Source organism: Streptomyces sp. 6N223 (assembly GCF_052246635.1).
GTDB lineage: Bacteria > Actinomycetota > Actinomycetes > Streptomycetales > Streptomycetaceae > Streptomyces.
Genome location: NZ_JBQQCA010000077.1, coordinates 1 through 14,339, shown reverse-complemented (window position 1 = coordinate 14,339; position 14,339 = coordinate 1). Strand labels below are relative to the sequence as shown.

Annotated in this window: 13 protein-coding genes; 5 read left to right on the top strand and 8 right to left on the bottom strand. The window is 72.5% G+C overall.

Translation table 11 applies throughout. The features are described from left to right. Window positions 1–11: 11 nt before the first annotated feature. The 8 genes from ACTWQH_RS30425 to ACTWQH_RS30390 all read right to left on the bottom strand — a co-directional run bounded on the left by ACTWQH_RS30425 (window position 12) and on the right by ACTWQH_RS30390 (window position 9,407). Window positions 12–731: a hypothetical protein gene (locus ACTWQH_RS30425; RefSeq protein WP_443290021.1), complete on the bottom strand. Its 720-nt coding sequence runs from the start codon at window positions 729–731 to the stop codon at window positions 12–14. 35 nt (window positions 732–766) lie between these two features. After that, window positions 767–1,681, bottom strand: a complete 915-nt coding sequence (locus ACTWQH_RS30420) for a hypothetical protein (protein ID WP_443290020.1) — start codon at window positions 1,679–1,681, stop codon at window positions 767–769. 134 nt (window positions 1,682–1,815) lie between these two features. Beyond that, window positions 1,816–2,484 carry a response regulator gene (locus ACTWQH_RS30415; protein WP_443290019.1) on the bottom strand — a complete coding sequence of 223 codons (669 nt, stop codon included), beginning with the start codon at window positions 2,482–2,484 and terminating at the stop codon, window positions 1,816–1,818. Further along, entirely contained in the window at window positions 2,477–3,676 is a 1,200-nt protein-coding gene (locus ACTWQH_RS30410) for a sensor histidine kinase (RefSeq protein WP_443290018.1), read from the bottom strand. Before ACTWQH_RS30410 ends, ACTWQH_RS30415 begins: the two co-directional genes overlap by 8 nt. A 5-nt stretch (window positions 3,677–3,681) precedes the next feature. Next, window positions 3,682–5,928 (bottom strand): MMPL family transporter, encoded by a 2,247-nt coding sequence (locus ACTWQH_RS30405; protein ID WP_443290017.1) that lies wholly within the window; start codon window positions 5,926–5,928, stop codon window positions 3,682–3,684. Window positions 5,929–6,023: 95 nt separating this feature from the next. Beyond that, window positions 6,024–6,539, bottom strand: a complete 516-nt coding sequence (locus ACTWQH_RS30400) for a flavin reductase family protein (protein WP_443290016.1) — start codon at window positions 6,537–6,539, stop codon at window positions 6,024–6,026. Then, window positions 6,536–7,891, bottom strand: a complete 1,356-nt coding sequence (locus ACTWQH_RS30395; protein ID WP_443290015.1) for a cation:proton antiporter domain-containing protein — start codon at window positions 7,889–7,891, stop codon at window positions 6,536–6,538. Before ACTWQH_RS30395 ends, ACTWQH_RS30400 begins: the two co-directional genes overlap by 4 nt. Before the next feature lie 10 nt (window positions 7,892–7,901). Continuing rightward, window positions 7,902–9,407: a tryptophan halogenase family protein gene (locus ACTWQH_RS30390; protein ID WP_443290014.1), complete on the bottom strand. Its 1,506-nt coding sequence runs from the start codon at window positions 9,405–9,407 to the stop codon at window positions 7,902–7,904. Between the two features lie 259 nt (window positions 9,408–9,666). Here ACTWQH_RS30390 and ACTWQH_RS30385 point away from each other — a divergent pair, with 259 nt between their 5' ends. From ACTWQH_RS30385 to ACTWQH_RS30365, 5 genes are all read left to right on the top strand, one after another. Next, the gene (locus ACTWQH_RS30385; protein WP_443290013.1) at window positions 9,667–10,416 is read left to right on the top strand and encodes a tryptophan 2,3-dioxygenase family protein; all 750 of its coding nucleotides are present in this window, start codon (window positions 9,667–9,669) and stop codon (window positions 10,414–10,416) included. Between the two features lie 5 nt (window positions 10,417–10,421). Further along, window positions 10,422–11,303 (top strand): alpha/beta hydrolase, encoded by an 882-nt coding sequence (locus ACTWQH_RS30380; RefSeq protein WP_443290033.1) that lies wholly within the window; start codon window positions 10,422–10,424, stop codon window positions 11,301–11,303. Between the two features lie 8 nt (window positions 11,304–11,311). Then, the gene (locus ACTWQH_RS30375; protein WP_443290012.1) at window positions 11,312–12,922 is read left to right on the top strand and encodes an amino acid adenylation domain-containing protein; all 1,611 of its coding nucleotides are present in this window, start codon (window positions 11,312–11,314) and stop codon (window positions 12,920–12,922) included. A gap of 45 nt (window positions 12,923–12,967) precedes the next feature. Beyond that, window positions 12,968–13,522, top strand: coding sequence for a GNAT family N-acetyltransferase (locus tag ACTWQH_RS30370; RefSeq protein WP_443290011.1), 555 nt, complete (start codon window positions 12,968–12,970; stop codon window positions 13,520–13,522). Between the two features lie 263 nt (window positions 13,523–13,785). Continuing rightward, the gene (locus ACTWQH_RS30365; protein ID WP_443290010.1) at window positions 13,786–14,295 is read left to right on the top strand and encodes a hypothetical protein; all 510 of its coding nucleotides are present in this window, start codon (window positions 13,786–13,788) and stop codon (window positions 14,293–14,295) included. The last annotated feature ends 44 nt before the right edge of the window (window positions 14,296–14,339 follow it).

Sequence of the window (14,339 nt, the reverse complement as noted above, 5' to 3'; positions counted from 1 at the left end):
ACGATAGCGGGTCAGCGGTACGCGGGGAAGGGCTGGCGCGGCGGTGGAGTGCTGCCGCCGACCATGTAGCCGGTGAAGACCGCGGAGACCGGTGCCAGGGCGATGAAGACCCACGTCATGCCCTCGGAGTCCTCCGTCCAGGCCTCCCACAGGTCCGAGAAGTCGTCGAAGAAGATCGAGAAGGCGCTGTCGGCGCCCGGGGTGTCGGAGCTGACGGCGGCCAGGGCGAAGGTCTCGCCCAGCAGGATGGAGCCCGCCGCGAACACGCCGGCCAGGAAGTAGAAGCCGACCACGCCCTTGGCGAACCTCCCGGCCGGGAAGCCGATCACCGCGCCGATCCCCGCGGCCAGCCAGGTGAGCTGGGCGATGTCGATCTCGGGCGTGGCCTCGGGGTCGGACTCGAGCGCGCGCTGCGCGTCCTCCAACTGCCCGCCGTAGTCGGTGACGAGCATGGTGAGGAAGCCGTAGAGGACGAACAGCACGACGGCGGCGAGCGCGCACAGCAGGAAGGCGACGCCGGCGTTGGACCCGCCGGGCGGCGGGGGAGGCGGCGGCGGAGGCACGGGCGCGCCGCCCCCGGCCATGCCGGGCTGCGGGTAGCCGTAGCCCGGCTGCGGGGCCTGCGGCTGCTGCGGGTACCCGTATCCGGGGCCGGAGCCCGCGCCGTAGGCGGGCACCGCTGCTTGTGTCGGCTGCTGCCAGGGCTGCTGGGGCTGCGGCGGCTGGCTCATGGATTCCCCCGGGGCTCTCTCGTCGTCACGAGACGTCAGTAGACCACGGCGCAGAGCAGAGTCGTCTCGCCGTCGATGGTCCAGTACCAGTACTCCGTGGTGTCCGTCGACGACCGACGGCACTCGTCGCCCGTGACGTTGGACGGGGCCGAGTAGACGCCCGTCACGTTGTACTTCTGGCTGTACGGGGAGGGCACGTTGCCGCCCTCGCAGTCCACCCAGCTCATGAGGTTGGCGCTGCCGTCCGACATGCCGAGGAAGCACTGCCCCACGGCGAACTGGCGGGTGACGCACAGGGCCACTGTCTCCACGCCGCTGGTGTACGACAGGTAGGAGCGGCCCGCGTCCACGGCACAGTCGGCGACGAACTCCGAGGTCTGCGAGACGTACACCCCGGCCGCCTCGGCGCCGCAGCCGATCACCTCGGGCACGTCGCTGGCCCAGGTGCTCTCGCCGGTCATCCAGTTGCGCAGGCAGTCGCCGGCCTGGACGGCCTTGTACGCCTCCAGCGTCGGGTCGGGCGGCGGGGTCGGCGTCTCGTAGCCCGTGGTGCCGCCGGAGCTGGTCGAGCTGCCGCCGGAGTCGGTGCCGCCGGAACTCCCCGTGGAGCTCCCGCCCAGGTCGCCGCCGAGGTCGCCCCCGGAGCCGCCGGTGCTCCCGCTGCCACCGGAGCCGCCGGAGTCGCTGCCGCCGCTGGCGCCGAGGTCGGAGCCCTCCAGGTCGCCGAGGTCGGTGGGGAGGTCGGTGGACCCGCCGCCGGGCGGTGCGGCGAACGCTTCGCTCCCGTCCCGGTTGTTGGTGCCGGTGGCGAGCGCGAGGCCGAAGGAGAGCGCCACGACCGCCGCCACGACGGCGGCAACGATGCCGACGCGGCGCCCGTCGTTGCCGCCGGGACGCGGGCCGGGCCCGGGACCGGGCCCCTGGCCCGGCCAGCCTTGCATACCGCTCATCATTCCCCCGTGCGCAAACGCGCGCTGTGAAAGCCTGATTGTCGTTCCGCGTCAGGCTAGCAACTCCCCGAGGAGCCGGATCACCAGCGGAGTGACAACTTCGCTACGGTCCCGCACCGGAGCTCTCCGGGCAGCTACGGCCGGGGCAGCAGGCCGCGTTGGAGGGCGACGACGACGGCGTGGGTGCGGTCGCTGACGTCGAGCTTGGCGAAGATCCGCAGCAGGTGCGTCTTCACCGTCGCCTCCGCGATGAACAGCCGCTTGCCGATCTCCGCGTTGTTCAGGCCGTCGGCGACGCCGGTCAGCACGTCGACCTCGCGCGGCGTGAGCGCCACGGGCGCCGGCTGCCGCATCCGGGCCACCAGCCGCTGGGCGACGCGAGGGGCGAGCACCGTCTCGCCGCGCGAGGCGGCGTGGATGGCCTCGACGAGCTGCTCGCGCGTCGCGTCCTTCAGCAGGTACCCGGTCGCCCCCGCCTCGACGGCGCGCTCGATGTCCGTGTCCGTGTCGTACGTCGTCAGGATCATCACCCGGGTACGCCGCCGTGCGGCGACGATCTCGGCCGTGGCGGCGACGCCGTCCAGCACCGGCATCCGCAGGTCGAGCAGGGCCACGTCGGGCTCGGCGCGCGCCACGAGCTCGACGGCGGCGCGGCCGTCGCCCGCCTCGCCCACGATCTCGATGGACGGCTCGGAGGAGAGCAACGCCACCAGGCCCGCGCGCATCACGGTGTGGTCGTCGGCGAGGATGACGCGCAGCGCCCTGTGCACCTCAGGGTTCACCCCAGGCTTCACCTCAGGCATGGGACACCTCGGCCTCGCTGTCGGTCGGGATCATGGCGAGGACGCGGGTGCCGTCGCCGACGGAGCTGGTGACGGTGAGTTCGCCGCCGAGCTCGGCCAGGCGCCTGCGCATGCCGTCCAGGCCGAACCCCTTCGACTCGCCGACCACGAAGCCGCGCCCGTCGTCGGTGATCTCCAGCTCCACGCCGTCGGGGTGAGGGCTCAGCACCACGCCGACGGTCGTCGCGCGGGCGTGCTTGCGGATGTTGGCCAGCGACTCCTGCGTGCAGCGCAGCAGCGCGATCCGCGTCGGCTGGTCGCACGCGATGTCCGCCAGCTCGGCCTCCACCGCCAGCCCGGTGTCCTCGATGAACCGGTCCAGGGTGCGGCGCAGGGTGCGCGCCACCGAGCCGGGCGCGACGCCGTCCCGCGGGGCGGAGCCGACCAGGACGCGGGCCTCGGCCAGGTTCTCGCGCGCGGTCTGCTCGATGGACCGCAGCTGCTGGGAGCACGCCTCCGGCGCGGTCGTCAGGCGGGCGCGGGCCGCCTCCGCCAGCACGATGATGGAGGCGAAGCCCTGCGCGAGGGTGTCGTGGATCTCGCGGGCGAGGCGTTCGCGCTCCTCGGCCGCGCCCTGGCGGCGCTGGGCCTCGGCCAGTTGGAGCTGGGCGGCGGCCAGGTCGGCGCGGAGCTGGGCGCGTTCGGCCTGGAGCGCCAGTGCGCGTGGGGTGACGAGCGTGATGACGAGGCTGGCGGCGAGGCCGGCGGCGGGGGACAGGGCCTCCTGGCCCAGGTCGCCGAGGGTGTCGCCCTCGCGGAGGTAGCCGCCGGCGGTGATGGCGGCGGCGGTCAGGGCGCTGAAGGGGATCGCGGCGCGCGGGCCGCGGGCGACGATGGCGTACTGCGGCAGCATCACCAGGTAGAGGATGCCGAATCCGCTGCGCAGCAGGTGCAGCGTGCCGAGTGTGAGGGCCAGCAGCGCCAGGTACCGGTTCGGGCCCATCACGCGGTTGCCGGGGTACCGGCGCAGCGCGGCGTAACTCAGGCCCAGAACGACCATCAGCGCGAGCGACCCGTACCGCTCACCCGCCGTGGGAACGTCTCCCGCGAGGGTGAGGAGGACCAGGAGGGCGAGGAGCGCCCAGGACGCGAGGTCCCACCACACGAGTGTCCAGATCCATAACGGGTCGCCGCGCTGCGGTCGGTGAATCATGGCTGTCAGGGTACGGTCTGCAACTCCGGCCGGGCAGGGGCGTCCTGGGGCACCGCCGCCGCCCCCGTGCCGGCCGGCGCGCCCGTGGCCTCGATCGCCGGGCGGTGCGGCCACCAGGCCCGGTCGCCGAGCAGGAGCAGGATCGCCGGCAGCACCATCATCCGGATGATCACCGCGTCCAGCAGCACCGCCAGGCCCAGGCAGAAGCCCATCTGCTTCATCTCCGTCAGATGCAGGAAGACGAAGGCGGCGAAGACCGTGACCATCACCACCGCGGCGCTCGTGACGACCTTGGCCGACTTGGCGATGCCCTCCATCACGGCCTCGCGGGCGGACATGCCGTTGTCGTACGCCTCCTTGATGCGGCTGACGACGAACACCTGGTAGTCCATGGACAGTCCGAAGAGGAGGACGAAGAGGAACAGCGGCACCCGGGAGGCGATCGCGCCGTAGGAGTCGAAGCCCAGCAGGCTCTCGGCCCAGTCGCCCTGGAAGACCACGACCAGCGCGCCCAGCGCGGCCCCGGCCGACAGCAGGTTGAGGAAGACGCCGACCAGCCCGATGACCACCGAGCGGAACGCCACCACCGTCATGACGAAGGTCAGCAGCAGCAGGGCCCCGACCACCAGCGGCAGCTTGGACTTCTCGTCGGTCACGTAGTCCTGGCCCCTCGCGACGTCACCGCTGACCGCCGTCTCCACGCCGTCCAGCTGGCCGACCGTGGCCGGCAGGTAGTCGTCGCGGACGTGGGCGAGGGAGTCGGCCGCCGCGTCGGCGTACGCCGGGTGGGGAACGGCCAGTTCCAGCACGCTGATCCGGCCGTCGTCGGAGGTCCGCAGCACCGGCTCGGCGTTCCGCGCGAACAGCGGGTCCGCCTGGGCCTGCTCGCCCAGCTCCCTCAGGGCCTCCTGTACCGCGGGCGCGTTCTCGGCGCTGGAGCGGGCCACGACCTCGTGCTTGACCAGCAGCTCGGGGAAGGCGTCGGTGAGCCGGTCGTACGCCTGCATGGCCGGGATGTCGCGGCTGAACGAGTCGCGGCCCGGGTCGAACAGCTTCATGCCCAGCGCCGGCGCGGCCAGGCCCAGCATGACCACCACCGAGACGACCAGCGTGGCGGCGGGGTGCTTGCGGGCGGGGCTCATCAGGGCGCCGAAGACGCGGCCGACCTCCGGCTTCGGCTCCCTCACGACCGGCGGCTTGCCGCGCCTGGCGCGGCGTGCGGCCTTCTTCGCCTCGCGGCGTTCGGTTCGCTGGCCGATCTTCACCAGCAGGGCGGGCAGCGCGGTCAGCGAGCTGAACACGGCGACCGCCACCACCAGGATGGTGCCGGTGGCCAGGGAGGAGAAGATGACGTCCGTGGCGAGGTAGAGGGTGGCGGTGGAGAGGATCACCGCCAGGCCCGAGACCACGATGGCCCGGCCCGCGGTCTGCGCCGCCAGCTCCACCAGCGCCTCGGAGCTGAGCCGGCCCTTCGCCCGCGCCCGCTCCTCCCGCTCCCGCTTGAGGTAGAAGAGGGTGTAGTCGACGCCGACCGCCAGCCCCATCAGCAGGATCATGTTGGTGCCGACGCCCGGATCCGGCAGCAGGTGGGAGGCGACCGCCGACAGGCTGACGGCGGCGACGATGCAGGAGATCGCCAGCAGCAGCGGGACGCCGGCCATCACCACCGAGCCGAAGACGACCAGCAGCGTGACGATCGTGAAGGGGAAGGCGATCTTCTCCGAGAGCGCCAGGTCCTCGTCGCGCTGGTCGTTGACGCCCTTGCTGATGGCGGGGGAGCCGGTCTCCTCCACGACCAGGTCGGGGTAGAGCGCGTCAACCTGGGCCGTCTGCTCCAGCAGCGGGACGACGTTCTCCTTGCCGTCCAGCTCCGGGCCGCCCAGAACGACCGGGATGCGCATCATCGCGCCGTCCTCGGACCACACCGGATCCCCCACGGTGTCGACCTCGGGCAGCGCGCGCATCCGGGAGATGACGTCGTCGGCCGCGGCGCGGGCCTGGACCTCGTCCACCTGCCCCGACTCGGCGTAGATCATCACCTGCTCGGTGGGCTTGCGCTCCAGGTCGCCCTCGCTCGCCATCGCCTCGGCCCGGCCCGCCTCGCCCACCCGGAAGTCCTCGGTCTGGGCCGGGTTGCTGCCGAGGGCCATGCTCAGGCCCACGCAGACGACGACGAACAGGAACCATCCGCTGATCGCGCGCCCCGGGTGCCGGGCGCTCCAGCGTGCCATGTGTACAGGAAGATTCTTCATGCCATCAATGCTGGCTGGGGGCCCCATCTCCGCGGCAGGCCCGACCAGTTGAACCCGGTGTCCACCGATCGGTGGACCCCCGCCAGCCTCTCCCTTCAGGTAGTCGACCAGGTACGGAACTGCCGCAGCCCGTAGAGCAGCGGCGGGTAGGGGTTGCGTTCGCTGATGCGCCGGGCCTCGCCGAAGACGGTGACGTGGTCGCCGACCTCCTGCGTCAGCACCACGTCGCAGTCGGCGATGGTGTGGGCGTCCTTCACCAGGTGCGGACCCGCCGCGCCGGGCGTCTCCTCCCACGGGTGGATCTGGAAGCGGTGGGGGTTGCCGGAGGCGAACAGCTCGGCCGCCGCCTGGGCCCCCTCGTGCAGCAGGTTGACCGCGAAGGACCCGCTGCGGAGCACCCCGTCCAGGGTCGGGCTGCCGGAGCGCAGACAGACCAGGAGGATGGGGGGTTCGAGCGAGACGCTGCACACCGAGGAGCACGTCATGCCGCGCGGCGTTCCGGCGCTGTCGGTGGTGGTGACCACGCAGACGCCCGTGGGGAAGCCGCTCATCATCGTGCGGAAGCTGTCAGTGGTCACCTGTCTGGGGATCTGGATGGTCTGGTCCGTCATCGTGCACCGCTTTCTGACGCTTTCTGTCGCGTGGTGAGAGGGATGGGCACGGCGTCCCGGCGGGTGTCCGGGGCGATCCGACGGCTCTGCCTGCGGTCGAGCACGTCGAGGACGTTCAGCAGCGGCCCGGTCAGGGCGGTGGTGGCCAGCGCCATCACCACCAGCGCCAGGACGAGCGGCGCGGAGAGGATCCCCGCCTCGTGCCCGGCCTGGAGCGCGATCAGCTCGGTCAGCCCGCGGGCGTTGACCAGCACGCCGACCCGCAGCGCCACGCCCGGCGGCTGCCCGCCGAGCCGCGCCCCGAGGTAGCCGCCCAGGCCCTTGCCGGCGCAGCCGAGGACCACGGCCAGCACGATCAGCGCCCACGGCGCGCTGCCGAACGCCTCGCTGAGCACGGTGACGCCGGTGACGACGAAGAACGCCGGGGCCAGGGCCCGCCCGAAGCGCGAGACGCGCTCGACCGCCCCGCCCCACGGCGCGTCCGCCCCGCCCGGGATCGCCAGGCCCGTCATGGCGGCGCCGAGGATGGCGGTCATCCCCATGTGCTCCATGCCGAACGCCACGGCCATGGCCGCCCCGCCCAGCAGGACCGCCGTGGCCCCCGGCCGCCTGACGCACAGCACGCGGGCGGCGCGGGTGAGCAGCAGCCGCCGGATGGCCAGCGCGCAGCACGCGCCGGCCAGCAGCGCCCGCACCGAGTGCAGCGTGCCCGCCGCGTCCCCGGCGCCGAGGCTGATGGCGATGGTGAGGAGCAGCCACCCCACGGAGTCGATGGCGATGGCGGCGTTGAGCGCGAGCCGGCCCGGCGCCGAGGAGGTCATGCCCCGGTCGGCCAGGATCCGCGCCATCACCGGCACGGCGGTGATGGACATCGCCACCGCCGTCATCAGCAGGAACGCCGGCAGCGGCGCGCCGCCGCGCGCCGCCGCGTCGTCGCCGGCCAGGATCCAGCCCGCCAGCAGCACTCCCGACAGCAGCGGCGGCACCAGCGCCCCGGCGGTCACCCAGGCGGTGGCGCGGCGGGCCGGGCGGCCCTCGCCCGTCGCCAGGTGATGCGCCAGGCCGACCAGGAAGAGGATCAGGCCGGCCGTGGCGACGAAGCGGAGGATGTCGAAGACCGGCCGCGGCAGCAGCGCGTCGAACCCGTCGCGGCCGATCAGGGCGATCACGGCGGGCCCGGCCAGCAGGCCCGCCGTGATCTCCCCGATGACCTCCGGCTGCCGCAGCCCCCGGGCCGCCGCCCTGCCGGCGGCGGCGATGAGCAGCACGACGGCGAGCGCCGCCGCCGCGTGCCCGGCGCGTGTCACCAGGGGGAGAAGCTCCGCGTGGTCCATGAGGTCCATGAGGTCCATGGCCGCGGGGTCAGTCCCACTGGGTGAAGTAGTCGTACGCCCGGGGCAGAACCTTGACCAGCTGATCGGCCTTGTCGCGGATCTGCGCGAACTCCTGCCGCGCCGGGCCCGGGTCGCTCAGCGCGAGCGCGGGGGAGGGCTTGACGTCGATCCCGCCCATGCCGAGCAGGACGCACATGTAGGAGTACGGCGGCAGGCCGTGGTAGTAGGGGAAGATCGACTCGGAGTCGGGCACCTGCGCCCGCCACTTCTCCAGGCGCTCGGCCAGCCCGTCGGGGATGGCGCGGGTCTTGGCGTCGCGCCAGTACTGCGTGTCCTGGCGCTTGGCCGCCACGTAGTGCAGGACCAGGAACTCGCGCACGCCGTCCATGACGTGGGAGACGGCGCTGTTGTAGAGGTCGCGGTGGGCGGGGTTCCAGTCGGCGCCGGGGAAGTTCTTCACCAGCTGCTCGATGGCGTGGTGGATGAAGAAGATGCCGGTGGACTCCAGCGGCTCCACGAAGCCGCTGGCCAGGCCGACCGCCACGCAGTTCTTCACCCAGGAGTTCCGGCTGCGGCCGATGCGCATCCGGATGTGGTTGGCCTCCACGTCGGCCGCGGCCGGGCCGACGAAGGAGCGCAGCGTGCGCTCGGCCTCCTCGGGGCTGAGGTAGTCGCGGGCGTAGACGTAGCCGGTGCCGACGCGGCCGGTCAGCGGGATCGTCCAGATCCAGCCGGCGTCCTGCGCGGTGGCGGTGGTGCACGGCAGCAGGCCGCGGCGGTCCATGTCCATGGGGACCTGGAGGGCGACCGCGCTGTCGTTGGGGAGGGTGTCCTGGTAGGAGATGAAGGGCTCTTCGAGGGCCTTGTTCAGCAGCACGCCCCTGAAGCCGGTGCAGTCGATGAAGAGGTCGCCGGTCAGGTCGCCGTGCTCGGCGGTGCGCACGCCGGTGACCCAGCCGCGCTCGTCGAGGTCGACGTGGCGGACGTCGTCGACGATGTGGCGCACGCCGCGCTCGACGGAGTACGTCGTCAGGTACTTGGCCAGCAGCGCCGCCTCGAACTGGTAGGCGTAGGGGAACTGCGTCTTGCCCTGGTGCTCCACCATCGTCAGGCCCTGCATCTCCTCCGCGTCCTCGTCGAAGGGCGAGTCGATGAGGACGCCGTTCTCATAACGCGGGCTCAGCCCGGCGTCGATGATCGACGGCATGACGAAGCAGTCCTTGTCGAAGCGGTCCGTCGGGCCCTCCCGCAGCCACCAGTCGGTCAGGGCGAAGCCGTTGACGGACCGCATCTGCTCGAAGGGGTGGTAGAAGTAGTGGCCCGGCTCACGCCAGTTCTCGAACCGCACCGCGAGCTTGTACGTGGCGTTGCACGCCGGCATCCAGTCCTTTTCCTTGAGGCCCAGGAACGCGAAGAAGTGACGGATGTCGCTGAAGGTGGCCTCGCCGACGCCGATCGTGCCGACCTTTCCCGATTCCACCAGCGTGACGTCTATCCTGTCCGCGAAAGCGGCCTTCAGATAGGAGGCCGTCATCCAACCCGCTGTGCCTCCGCCCACGATCACAACTGTGTTAACCACTGCCGACTCCTGTTCGTTGTCCGGTAGGTTCGCGGATTACCGGCGTGGCGGGAAGCCGGTTCCCCGGAATGTGACTCTAGGGACGGGGTCAAGGGGCGGCTAGGCCGTTAAGTCTCGGGCGAAACTCGCAGGTGAGAGCGAGGTCTGGGCCGTGGAAAAAGATCCGGAATAACGGCGTCAGTCATGTGTCAGCGGAATGCGGCAGCCTCGCCACATGACTGAGTACGCGACCCGGTACGGGACGGCGCAAGCGCAGGGGCGTGAATCCAACGACATGCCCTACGGGCAGGTGCTGCGGCTCGACGAACTCCTCAAAGCCGCGAGGGTACACGACGACGACCCCGACATGGTCCTGTTCCTGGCGACCCACCAGTCGTGCGAGGTTTTCTTCGCCGTGATACTCCGCCATCTCGAGGCGGCCAGGTCGGCTCTCGACGCCGGCGACGGCGTTCTCGCGGCGCGCCGGATCAGGCCGCTGGCCGCCGTGATGGCCACCCTGCTCCGGCAGTTCGACGCGCTGGCGACGCTGACGCCCGATGCGTTCAACGCCATCAGGACCGAGCTCGGGGACGCCAGCGGATTCCAGTCCGTGCAGTGGCGCGAGATCGAGTTCCTGTGCGGCCTGCGCGACGTCCGCTTCCTCAACACCGCCGGGTTCGGCGATGCCGACCTCGCCCGGCTGCGGGGGCGGCTCGAGGAGCGGTCCCTCCAGGAGGCGTACCGTTCCTTCACCGCCGGCTGCCAGGATCCGCTGATCGCCGAGGAGGTGCGCGTGGCACTGCTGGAGTTCGACGAGGCGGTCGCCATGTGGCGGGCCCGGCACGCGGTGCTCGCCGACCACTTCCTCGGCCGCGGCCAGGGTACCGCCGGGTCCGACGGCGCCTCCTACCTGTGGCGGGCCGCCCGCCGCCAGCTGGTGCCCGACGTGTGGGCGGTGGGGGCCGAGGAGGCTGAGCCATCGTGAGCGACATGACGGAGCTGGAGCGGGAGTTCTCGCCCAGCACGCGCGTGGACGACATCGCGCCCCACCTCGCCCGCTACGCCGCCGACTCCGCCCGCGCCCGCGCCGAGCTCGCCTGCCACCGCGACCTGCCCTGCGGCCCGCTCCCGGAGTGGACCCTCGACTTCTTCCCCGCGCCGCGCGCCGACGCGCCCCTCCTCGTCTTCGTCCACGGCGGCTACTGGCAGGAGCTCAGCAAGGACGAGTCGGCGTTCGCCGCCCGCGGCCTCCTCGCCGCGGGCGTGTCCTTCGCCGCGCTCGGCTACGGCCTGGCGCCGCGCTACACCCTGCGCGAGATCGCCGCCGCCACCGGCGAGGCGATACGCCGCGTCTGCACCGAGCCGGGCCTGCTGCCCGGCGGCGCCGCGCCCCGCGAGGTGCACCTGGCGGGCCACTCGGCCGGGGCCCACCTCGTCGCGTCCGCACTCGTCGACACGGCCAGCTGGCGGCGTTGCGGCGCGCGCCCGGCCGACGTCATCGCCTCCGCGACCCTGATCAGCGGCGTCTACGACGTGCGGCCGCTGCGCCACACCTACGTCAACGACGCGCTGGGCATGGGCGAGGAGGAGGCCCGCGCGTGCAGCCCGCTGCTGCGGCTCGGCGGGCCCGGCCCCGGCGTTGAGGATCCGCTGCCGGAACTCGTCCTCGCGCTCGGCGAGAACGAGACGCACGCCTTCGCCCGCCAGCAGCGCGACTTCGCCGACGCGGCCCGCCGGGCCGGCGCCCGGGTCACCGACATCGTCGTCCCCGGCCGCCACCACTTCGACCTTCCCTTCGACCTCGGCGACCCGGCCACCCCGCTCGGCGCCGAGGTGACGCGGCTCATCACGCCCCAGGCAGTAGCGAGGTAGCGATAGCGATGTTCTCGTCAGTGGCCCACCCCAGCCTGATCGCCGGCGCGGAACGCCGCGTCGCCGCCGACTCCGTCGTGCGCATCGTCCGCGACCACGCCCGCCTGCGGCCCGACGCCGCCGCGGTGGACGACGTGACGTACGGCGCGCTGTGGCGGCGCGCCCTCACCATCGCGGCCACCCTGCGCGAGGCGGGCGCCGGCCCCGGCGACCGCGTCGTGCTGTGGGCGGACCGCAGCGCCGGCACCATCGCCGCCGCGCTCGGCATCATGGCGGCGGGGGCGGCGTACGTGCCCGTCGACCCCGCCCACCCCGGCGAGCGGACCAACGCCGTCATCGCCGGGGCCGACGCCGCCGCCCTCCTCCACGACGGCGCGGGCTCGGGCGGCCGCCTCCCGGCCCTCGCCGTCCCCGTCATCGACGTCGCCGCGCTCACCGGGGGCCCCGGGCGCGTCCCGCCGGAGCCGCCCGAGCCGCCGGAGCTGCCCGGCCCGGAGGACATCGCCTACATCGTCTTCACCTCCGGCTCCACCGGCACGCCCAAGGGCGTGATGGTGCCGCACGCCTCGCTCGCCAACTACGTCGCCTGGTGCGGCGACCTCGTCGGCTCCGGCGGCAGCGGCAGCCCTCTCTTCGGCAGCCTCGGCTTCGACCTGGCCATGACCTCGCTGTGGGTGCCGCTCTCCCAGGGCAACCGGGTGGTGACCGTCGCCGGCCTGCACGACCAGGACACCCTCTTCGGCGGTGCCCGCTCCGGTGCCCGCGCCGGGCGCTACACCTTCGTCAAGATGACCCCCTCCCACGCCCGCTTCTTCGAGGAGCTGGCCACCCCGCCCCCGTACGCCGACGCCACCCGCCTGCTGATGTTCGGCGGCGAACGCCTGGACCCGGCGCTGCTCGCCTCCCTGGGGCGGCGGCTGGAGGGCGTGGCCCTGGTCAACCACTACGGCCCGACCGAGACCACCATCGGCTGCTGCGCGTACCGCTTCGACGCCGCCGGCGTGCCGTCCCTGCCGACCGTGCCGATCGGCACGCCCGCCTGGAACACGCGGGCGTACGTGGTCGACGACCGGCTGCGGCCGGTGCCGGCGGGCCGGCCGGGCGAGCTGGTGATCGCGGGGAGGGCCGTGGCCGCCGGGTACCTGAACCGGCCCGACGGCGGCGGGAAGTTCATCGACGAGCGCGAGCTGGGCGGCCCGGACGCGGGGCGGGCGTACCGCACCGGCGACATGGTGGAGCTGCTGCCCGAGGGCGTGCTGCTCTACCTCGGCCGCGAGGACGACCAGCTGAAGGTCAACGGCCACCGCGTCGAGCTGGGCGAGCTGCGCCACCACGTGCTGGCGGTGCCCGGCGTCGCCGACGCGGCGTTCGACATCGTGCGCGGCCCGGTCGACACCCTGGAACTCTTCGTCCGCCCCGCCGCGGCGTCGGCCTCCGCCGACGACCTCCCGGACACCATCCTTCAGGCCCTCACCCGCGCCCTGCCCTCGGCGCTCGTCCCCGGCGACATCCACGTCGTCCCGGAGTTCGCCGTCACCCCGAACGGCAAGTGCGACGTGGCCGCGACGCGGCGCCGGATGGAGGGCGCCCCGTCCCGTTCCCGCGTCGGCCCGGCGTAGGTGTCGTCGACGAGGACGCTCGGACGAGGCGCGTATGTTTGCGGCATGTTCGCGATATCCCTGGGCGACGACGGCGCCGAGCTGCGCCCGCTGGAGCCCCGCCATGCGGAAGAGTTCCTGGCCCACATCGACCGGGGTCGGGAGTACGTCGGGCGGCTCAGCGCCCTGCCGGACCTGGTCACGGACCTGGAGTCGAGCCGGGCGTTCCTCCAGAGGTACGCGGAGAAGGCCGCGGCCGACACCGGACGGCTCTACGGCATCTGGAGGGACGGCAAGCTGGCCGGCGGCGTCCTCTTCCGGACGATGGACGTCGAGAACGGCACGGCCGAGGCCGGCTGCTGGCTGGAGCCCTCGGCGGTGGGCCGGGGCCTGGTGACCAGGGCCGTGCGCGTGATCATCGACTGGGCGATCGAGGAGCGGGGCATCCACCGCGTCGAGTGGCAGGTCTTCTCGGTGAACGAGCCCAGCATCGCCGTGGCCCGGCGGCTGGGGATGACGAAGGAGGGTGTGCTGCGCGAGAGCGACGTGCACCGGGGCGTGCGGTACGACCTGGAGATCTGGTCGGTGCTCGCCCCGGAGTGGCGGGCGGCCAGGCGGTAACGGAACCGGCCTCGGCCAGGCTGAGCAGCCAATTCATCGGAATTCGAGGAGTGACTTCGGTCCTCACAGGTCATCAGGCCGCACCTATTCCGATTCATTAATAGCGCATTCCGCTTTCTCGGCGCTTTCTCGGCGCTTTCTCAATGGCTCGGTTGGCATTTCCCCTGCTTCTTCTCTATGGTGAGTCCCATTCATCAGCTCATCGCAGCAATGACGGGGGAAATCCTGTGCGCGCACGAATGCAACTAATGGCTCCGGCTGCCGTGATCGCGGCCACCCTGCTGCTCGCCGGCTGCGGGGACGACGACGAAGGCGACGGCCCTCCCGGCGCCGGACTCACCTCCGGCGGCAGTGGCGAGGACAGCGGGGCGGGCGAGCTGGAGCTCGAAACCACCGGCGGATTCGGTTCCGGTGGCGACTCCGGCGGCGACTCCGGCGCGGACTCGGGCGGCGGCACCGAGGGCGCCGACGACTGGTACGCCCACTGGGAGTCCGACGGCGTCACCCTCTACACCACCCCCGACGGCGTCCTGTACGGGAACTCCGGGACGGGCGAGGTCTGCACGCAGGACGTCGGAGTCGCCGGCTCCCTCGACTGGGAGCCGGTCCTCTTCTCCTGCCAGGACGCCCCCTTTCAGAACGCCACCCTCCGGCTCACCGGTGACACCATGGCCATCGAATGGGACGACCGAACCGAAGAGGTGACGAAGGTCGAGAGCCTCGCGGGCCAGACGGTGGATCTCGCTTCCCTCGAAGCCACCATCCTCAACTGATCCACGATGCACCGTGGTGGGGGGGGGGGGGGGGGGGGGGGGGG

Bases quoted from the DNA above. Each gene is read 5' to 3' on its own strand.
- ACTWQH_RS30425 (WP_443290021.1), bottom strand. From the start codon at position 731: ATGAGCCAGCCGCCGCAGCCCCAGCAGCCCTGGCAGCAGCCGACACAA.
- ACTWQH_RS30420 (WP_443290020.1), bottom strand. From the start codon at position 1,681: ATGAGCGGTATGCAAGGCTGGCCGGGCCAGGGGCCCGGTCCCGGGCCC.
- ACTWQH_RS30415 (WP_443290019.1), bottom strand. From the start codon at position 2,484: ATGCCTGAGGTGAAGCCTGGGGTGAACCCTGAGGTGCACAGGGCGCTG.
- ACTWQH_RS30410 (WP_443290018.1), bottom strand. From the start codon at position 3,676: ATGATTCACCGACCGCAGCGCGGCGACCCGTTATGGATCTGGACACTC.
- ACTWQH_RS30405 (WP_443290017.1), bottom strand. From the start codon at position 5,928: ATGAAGAATCTTCCTGTACACATGGCACGCTGGAGCGCCCGGCACCCG.
- ACTWQH_RS30400 (WP_443290016.1), bottom strand. From the start codon at position 6,539: ATGACGGACCAGACCATCCAGATCCCCAGACAGGTGACCACTGACAGC.
- ACTWQH_RS30395 (WP_443290015.1), bottom strand. From the start codon at position 7,891: ATGGACCTCATGGACCTCATGGACCACGCGGAGCTTCTCCCCCTGGTG.
- ACTWQH_RS30390 (WP_443290014.1), bottom strand. From the start codon at position 9,407: ATGACGGCCTCCTATCTGAAGGCCGCTTTCGCGGACAGGATAGACGTC.
- ACTWQH_RS30385 (WP_443290013.1), top strand. From the start codon at position 9,667: ATGACTGAGTACGCGACCCGGTACGGGACGGCGCAAGCGCAGGGGCGT.
- ACTWQH_RS30380 (WP_443290033.1), top strand. From the start codon at position 10,422: ATGACGGAGCTGGAGCGGGAGTTCTCGCCCAGCACGCGCGTGGACGAC.
- ACTWQH_RS30375 (WP_443290012.1), top strand. From the start codon at position 11,312: ATGTTCTCGTCAGTGGCCCACCCCAGCCTGATCGCCGGCGCGGAACGC.
- ACTWQH_RS30370 (WP_443290011.1), top strand. From the start codon at position 12,968: ATGTTCGCGATATCCCTGGGCGACGACGGCGCCGAGCTGCGCCCGCTG.